The following is a 6,263-nucleotide window of genomic DNA, read 5'->3' on the forward strand; positions in this document are numbered from 1 at the left end:
CCCTCGGTACCCGACGGCGGGGGACATAACAGCTGACGGTCAGCCGCAACGCGGCGACAGAAGCGCTGTGGGTCACTCCGCCGTCGGATCCGAGGCTACCTGACCGGAGTCAGGAATCCCACGGGGGCAGAGTGACACTAAGGAAGCGCGGGTTGGGCGGGGGCAGTTGAGTGTCCCGTCTTCGGCCCCTCTCGGGAGCAGGACTCATTCGGTATGCCTCGAGACCCATCAGTCATCTTCCGGAACGTAGAAGCCCGTGATGCTCGCTCTGGGTTCGGTCATCCAGGGCCGCCAGTCCTCAAAGTGCAACACGACGCTCTCTCCCTGCGCCAAACGAAAGCGCTTCCCGTCCGCAGCGCCCAGCGAGGCGAGATTGGGTTGGAGTGTCACATCACCGAGCGGAGTGGACACTGAGACCGTGAGACGGTCAACATATGATTTCTCCCGATCCTCTTCGGACAGACGAAGCGTCCCGTCGAAGCGCCGGAGGAGACATTCGTCAGTATTCTCAGAACTTCTGCGATTCCAACCCACCAAGACGTTTCTCTCCTTCACCCAGCGCACGTCTGATGACGTGCGGGTGTAGAGCGACGGACATGAGGCTCCCGAGTATCCTACGTAGAGATAGGAAAGATTTGCGGGGTCGAATGGACGCACATTGACGCCGCCTTGGCGAGTTCCAAGAACCAGTTCTTGTACTCTCGCGCCTGGACCGAAGTAGGTCATGTCGGGAGCAGCACTGGGGTCGTAGTCTGCTCGATCATCGTAGTCACCGAGCATCACGGCTAGAGGCACGAGGAAGTGCCCATCCGTGGCTATCCCACCTGGTACTTGATACGTGACATCTTCGGCAGTCGCAACAGTACCGTCCTCCTCGTCCGCATCCCTGAGTTCATACACGTGCTCGGATTCTACCGAGAGGCTCCTGAGATTGACTTGGACGTCCACGAGATCGTGACCGCTCACATTGTGCAAGTCCAAGAGAACCAACTGTACCTTGCGCGGGACGATGAAGGCATAGTCGTACTCTCCGCTGGGTCCGGGTGAGCCGCCACATTCTCCGTCGTTCTTCCAGCGCATGGCGCCAGCCTTGGCAATCGGGTAGGCCACATCTGGATTCGATTCCGCGAGCACCTCAGAGAGAGAGTCAAGCTCGAGCCATCCATCCCTGGCAAGCGTCTTGTTGTCGGCGTCGTACCAGAGGGTCCTTCGATCCCCCCAGTTCTCTATGGTGAAGCGGCTGTCGAATCGCGGACGAGCTTCAAGCGCTCCAAATGACTCGCTCAGTTCAGCGATGGGCCTGCGAGATCCAAGGTGTCGCACCCAGAGTGCGCGCATGAAGCGGAAGACGTCGTTTTCCATCACGCTTGAACGATCCGGGTCCAGGAGCTGTCCAATCATGTTCAAGGTCTCAGGGTCCGTTGCTTCAAGGTCGTCCAACGCGACTTGCCCGTCGAAGAAGGCCCGACGCTCGAAGAGCGTCTCGAAGAAGTTGGGGTCAGACACGACGTAATACATTGTCGCGATCGCATCCGAGTTCTGCACTGGAGAAGCGTGCAGGTCATAGCCAACAGCGTCGGAGAAGCTCGACGGAATCGGAGTCCCATTCATGGTAGGCGTTTCCACCGGGTGCGGCAGCTCGCCTCTGGCAACAACAGCGCGTATGCCGAGAATCAACGAGAAGACCAATACCACGATTGACCATGCGGCCACATGCCGGCGCTGAGATTGGCGCAGTCGTCTGCCAAACAGCCTTCCGCTTATCAAGACAAAGCCGAGATATGTGAGCACAATGGTGGCTGCGCTCAGACTGACCGCAAGAGACGCAGTCCCGGGGACCACCTGCACCAGGAAAGTCCCTACAGTGACAACCGCGGACATCGCACCGACAATCGTCAAAGCGGGGGTGTACATCGATTCGGGCTTCGCTGGACGGCTCATTGCGGATTCGCCTCGCCAACGTCCAGCAGGGAACGCATCCTGTTCAGTGGGTAGTAGACTGCTACTCCGACCCCGTTCACTTCCTCAACTGGCAAGACATATAGACCTGTGGACATGCGATTCCCTACAAGCACAGAGCGCGCAGGGATCGTGTAGGTGAGCTCATCCGAATTGTCCCCAACATTCCAGGGCAGAGTGAGGGGTTGACCATCGCGCACTGCTCCGTCTTCGGACACATGGACGACCGCAGGCCCTTCTGCAAGCACCCACTCGCTAATCTTGATGGGGGGATTGCCTTCTACCTGGCGGATCACAACACGCCCCTCGCAGACCATGGCACCGTGGCCTGGTCCGAGGTAGGCAATGATTCTCTCACCAGCCGCAATGGTGGGAGACAGATGCGCAGTAGGAATCAGCAGCGGATCCGCTACGTTCTGCTTGATGATCGTAGCGAGCACAAACGCGATTGGAACACACACGACCAAGTAGGCTGCTGTAAGCCCCAGCAGTCGCTGCGTGACTTTGCGACCCAGACCAGATAGACGCTCGACGTGCTCAAGCTGAGGTACATGTGCGAGCAGTGAGGCAACCTCTGCCAGGGTCGTCTCCCTCGATAGACGCCGCGCGCCGATGGCAAACGAGACAGTGACAGTGTCCTCAACCACTTGGAGGTCAAGTCTCCTAGGTGTTTGCGACCTCCACCGCAGGGGCTCGAACGGCCAAGGGACCCCCTTGGATGCGCTCAGAGTGTTCGCCGCTGGCAGCTTGACGCGCCACCCGTCTTCGGACAGACGCGTGGCTAGACGACCCAGGTCGAGCCCGTTCTTGGAAAACCTACCATGCAGAACAAACATGCCCCCACCCCCGTGTATGGAAGACTAATCGTTGTGGGAAGTGGCGTACAGGCTGCCTGCCTGATGGACGGTGTCAGCTGAGAGCGTCCTGCAGATGACACATGTACTTGCGCGTCGAAGCAGACGTGATCCTCTGCCCAACGCCTACGGCATCAGCGGCAACGCGAAGCGTTGTCCGTCTGGATGCCGTTGTTGGGCAGCACTTCTACTTCCTCCTGCGCGCAAAGTACGCGAGAACACGTTGCACGGCTACGACACCCTTGGCACGCCACGTACCCGGTACGGGTCTCAGGCGCATGCCAAGCAGCTGCTCGGCCGCGGGAAGGATGTCGAACGCCGTCATGATGCGAGTAACCTTGCCTTCCCGGATATCCAGAACATCGACACCGTCGAAACTCGCCTTGCGACGGGTCGGTGCATATCCGAGCGGGAGCAGCGGATGTAGGTGGGTCGCTGAGATTCGCCACGCGATCGCACACCGGCTTCCGTCAGCAGCCGAGCACAGGGGTCCCCGAATCTCGTATTCGAAGTCGGGGAAGGCGTGCAGCACAGCCTCCGCGAACGCCCTGACAGCTGGTCGCCCGCGTACAGGCGGCTCCGGCATGGCGGGGTCGTACCACTCCACGTCCTCCGCGAGGAGGGCAAGGAAGGTCTCGAGGTCGCGGGCATTCCAAGCGGCCAGTACGCTCTGTGCGATGTCCTCCGCGGCGGCGCTACTCATGCCAGTGCGTCCCTCCAGACCGGGTCACGCGTTCTACGTTCCGTGTCTGCCCAACGTCACGGAGATGAGCGGCGAACGGAGTGAGTCCGCTCGATCTCCTGGTCAGGCAGAATCCTCCGCAAGCTGGGTGTGCGCCCCATGGAACTCGTCACACACCCGGTCAACCATTGACTGCAGGACTCTCAATGTGACGATACCATCGAGATTGGGCTGCAGCGTCATCAGTGCACCCGAAATCTGCAGCATCGCTATGGCTGCGCTCTGACCGGGCTCCGACATGCCCGCATTGCTTGGTCCTGCCAGCAGAACGTCCACCTCGCCAAGCAAGCCAAGCTTGAAGAAGACCCCCTTGGGGTTCGCGTGGACGTTGTGACTGGCCATGCGGTAGTGCGCCCGCGAGTGATCGATTCCCGCCGCACGCTCGATGTCTCCGAAGGACGGCTTCTTGTTGCCCAGGACCTCAGACGCCCAGCCGTAGTTGGTGCCGAAAGGTTCACCGAAACGTTCCAGCAGGCCAGCGCACTGCTTATCAAGTTCCCGAAGCTCGTCCGGGTCCATGGGCTCGTAACCGAGACGTTCTTGGCAAGCGATGTAGTCCCGGCAAGCGCGCCGCGACTCGATGACTTGATGAAGAGCATATCGCTCTGCCAGAGAATCGTCGTTTGCGCTGATGAAGAGCGCAATGGTTGCGACTTCGTGCAGAGTCCTCCAGCGGGCCATGGCCCCATCCGCAAGTCCGGATTCGAGGAGCACTAGGATTTCGTTGGCAATCTGCGAGCCGCGAGCATGGAGCCTCGTCAGAATGTCCATCTTGTGCGGCTCAGGGAAGTCAGGCCGTCGCAGTTCGGTGTTCATGCCGTCGCCGTACTCGCGTGTGATCACGAGCATCATATGGAGAGAATCGAATGCTCTTCCCCATCTCTGGCGAAGACGCCGTTCGAAGGCTCGGCAGTTCTTGACTTCCCACCGTCGTTGCCTAGGCCACAGGCGATCGAGGTTCCGCAAGATGTCCGCCGCCAGGGATGTCGAGATGTCCTCCACGAGGCCCGGTAGACACGCAAGAAGCTTCTCCGCCGCCTCGTTGACCTCTTCGCCGGTGATTTCGATTGAGACTTGTCCGCGCATCCACGGCCGCCAGGACTTCACTGAAAGTTCGTCTGACTGCCCGGCGAGGATTGCATCTCGCAGGCGGGTGATTTCTGCATCAGACGTGCTCACACCCTGCTCTGCAAGCTTCTTCTCGAGTAGCTTCTCGAGTACCTGGCCTGGGGCCTCGCCCATCGCGGACTCAAGTGCGTCGTGGAGCACCTGCATGTTCCCCCCAGTGGTTCAGAACAGGTTTCTGCCTAACGCATTGCGCATAAGCTGCGCGCCGTGCGCTTTCAGGTCGATTCTACCTTGTGCGCGTCAGCTGTTGCTCCTATGTCAACTCTACACCGCGACGGCGACCGGATCGGGTGCGAAGTCGACCTGGACGACATCTGCCGCACGTGCCCGCTCCGCACGCAGCATCGTCTTGAACACGACGCGAGAGATGTGTCGCTTGAGGCACCGCAGCGCCTCGCGGTTGCTCATCCCCTCAGACTTCTTGCGCGCCATGTACGCGATCGCGGGCGGGTGCATCCGTGCCTGCGTGAGAGCGATCATGTGGATGGTGGAGTTGAGCTTGCGGTTCCCGGTCCTGTTGAGGCGGTGGCGCTCGCTCTTGCCCGAGGAGACCGGCAGAGGAGCTGTGCCGACATGCATCGCGAAGGCCGCCTCGCTCGCGAAGCGGCTGGCGCCGGCCGTCTGGCCCACGAGATGTGCGGCACCGATCGCGGAGCAGCCCGCAAGGTCGAGCAGTTCGGGCATGATCTCTCGCGTGAGGACTTCGAGCTCGCGTTCGAGGGAGCGGATCTCACGCGTGAGCTCACGGCAGCGTCTCGTCTGCTCCAAGGCGATACGAGAGAGCGTGGTCGGCGGCAGCGAGCACAAGGCGTCTTCGAGCCGGTCCAGCCACACATAGCGGTCGAGTACCCTCGGCGGCAGCTCGAGCGTCGATGTCGAGGTCGTGGACGTTCCAGCGCAGCCTCTTCTGGACGCGTCCGCGCTCACTCACCAGGTCATCGCGGTGATCGGCGAGCAGGCGCGCGTCGCGCTCAGGGCCGGCCAGATGCGCCTCGGGAAGGTCCGGCTCGCGCAGCGCGGCGCGCGCCACGCACGCCGCGTCGATGGGGTCCGACTTGCCGTAGGTGCGTGCCGACGATCTCGCCCCCGCCATCATCTTGGGAGGCACCACGCGCTCGCTGCGGGAGAGCAAGAAGCGCTCGAGTCTTCCCGAGACATGCCGGCAGTCCTCGATGGCGAAGTAGCGGTCCGGACCGAGACCTCTCGCCCAGGCGAGTAGCGCCTCGCGCCCGCGCTCATGACAGCCCACGGTCTTCTCCCTCAGAGCCTGTCCCGTCGCCGCTTCGAGCGCGACCGCGGTGTGGGTCTTCATATGCGGGTCGATGCCGATTACGATCATGGTAGTCCCCCTCCGTCGACGTAACGATGGCGGGGGTCGGCGGCGGACACGCCTTAGCTGGGGCCTGCTGGCCAGGCTCCTATGAAGTCACGACGACGACCCCTCGGTACCCGACGGCGGGGGACATAACAGCTGACGGTCAGCCGCAACGCGGCGACAGAAGCGCTGTGGGTCACTCCGCCGTCGGATCCGAGGCTACCTGACCGGAGTCAGGAATCCCACGGGGGCAGAGTGACACTAA

6 protein-coding genes are annotated in these 6,263 nt (G+C 61.5%); all 6 read right to left on the bottom strand.

What is annotated here, in order from left to right; translation table 11 throughout:
- Positions 1-228: 228 nt before the first annotated feature.
- The gene (locus Q8K99_04545; GenBank protein ID MDP2181822.1) at positions 229-1,941 is read right to left on the bottom strand and encodes a hypothetical protein; all 1,713 of its coding nucleotides are present in this window, start codon (positions 1,939-1,941) and stop codon (positions 229-231) included.
- Complete coding sequence (locus tag Q8K99_04550) at positions 1,938-2,606, bottom strand: hypothetical protein (GenBank protein MDP2181823.1); 669 nt, start codon at positions 2,604-2,606, stop codon at positions 1,938-1,940. Before Q8K99_04550 ends, Q8K99_04545 begins: the two co-directional genes overlap by 4 nt.
- Positions 2,607-3,000: 394 nt before the next feature.
- Entirely contained in the window at positions 3,001-3,516 is a 516-nt protein-coding gene (locus Q8K99_04555; protein MDP2181824.1) for a nuclear transport factor 2 family protein, read from the bottom strand.
- Positions 3,517-3,618: 102 nt separating this feature from the next.
- Positions 3,619-4,830, bottom strand: coding sequence for a DUF5677 domain-containing protein (locus Q8K99_04560; GenBank protein ID MDP2181825.1), 1,212 nt, complete (start codon positions 4,828-4,830; stop codon positions 3,619-3,621).
- Between the two features lie 117 nt (positions 4,831-4,947).
- A complete protein-coding gene (locus tag Q8K99_04565; protein ID MDP2181826.1) occupies positions 4,948-5,490 on the bottom strand; it encodes a transposase in 543 nt (180 codons plus the stop codon).
- Positions 5,426-6,022: a transposase gene (locus Q8K99_04570; GenBank protein MDP2181827.1), complete on the bottom strand. Its 597-nt coding sequence runs from the start codon at positions 6,020-6,022 to the stop codon at positions 5,426-5,428. Before Q8K99_04570 ends, Q8K99_04565 begins: the two co-directional genes overlap by 65 nt.
- Between the last annotated feature and the right edge of the window lie 241 nt (positions 6,023-6,263).

The sequence above is a fragment of the Actinomycetota bacterium genome (genome assembly GCA_030682655.1).
GTDB lineage: Bacteria > Actinomycetota > Coriobacteriia > Anaerosomatales > JAUXNU01 > JAUXNU01.

Coding starts and splice junctions, on each gene's coding strand:
- Q8K99_04545 (MDP2181822.1), bottom strand. CDS start 1,941: ATGAGCCGTCCAGCGAAGCCCGAATCGATGTACACCCCCGCTTTGACG.
- Q8K99_04555 (MDP2181824.1), bottom strand. CDS start 3,516: ATGAGTAGCGCCGCCGCGGAGGACATCGCACAGAGCGTACTGGCCGCT.
- Q8K99_04560 (MDP2181825.1), bottom strand. CDS start 4,830: ATGCAGGTGCTCCACGACGCACTTGAGTCCGCGATGGGCGAGGCCCCA.
- Q8K99_04570 (MDP2181827.1), bottom strand. CDS start 6,022: ATGATCGTAATCGGCATCGACCCGCATATGAAGACCCACACCGCGGTC.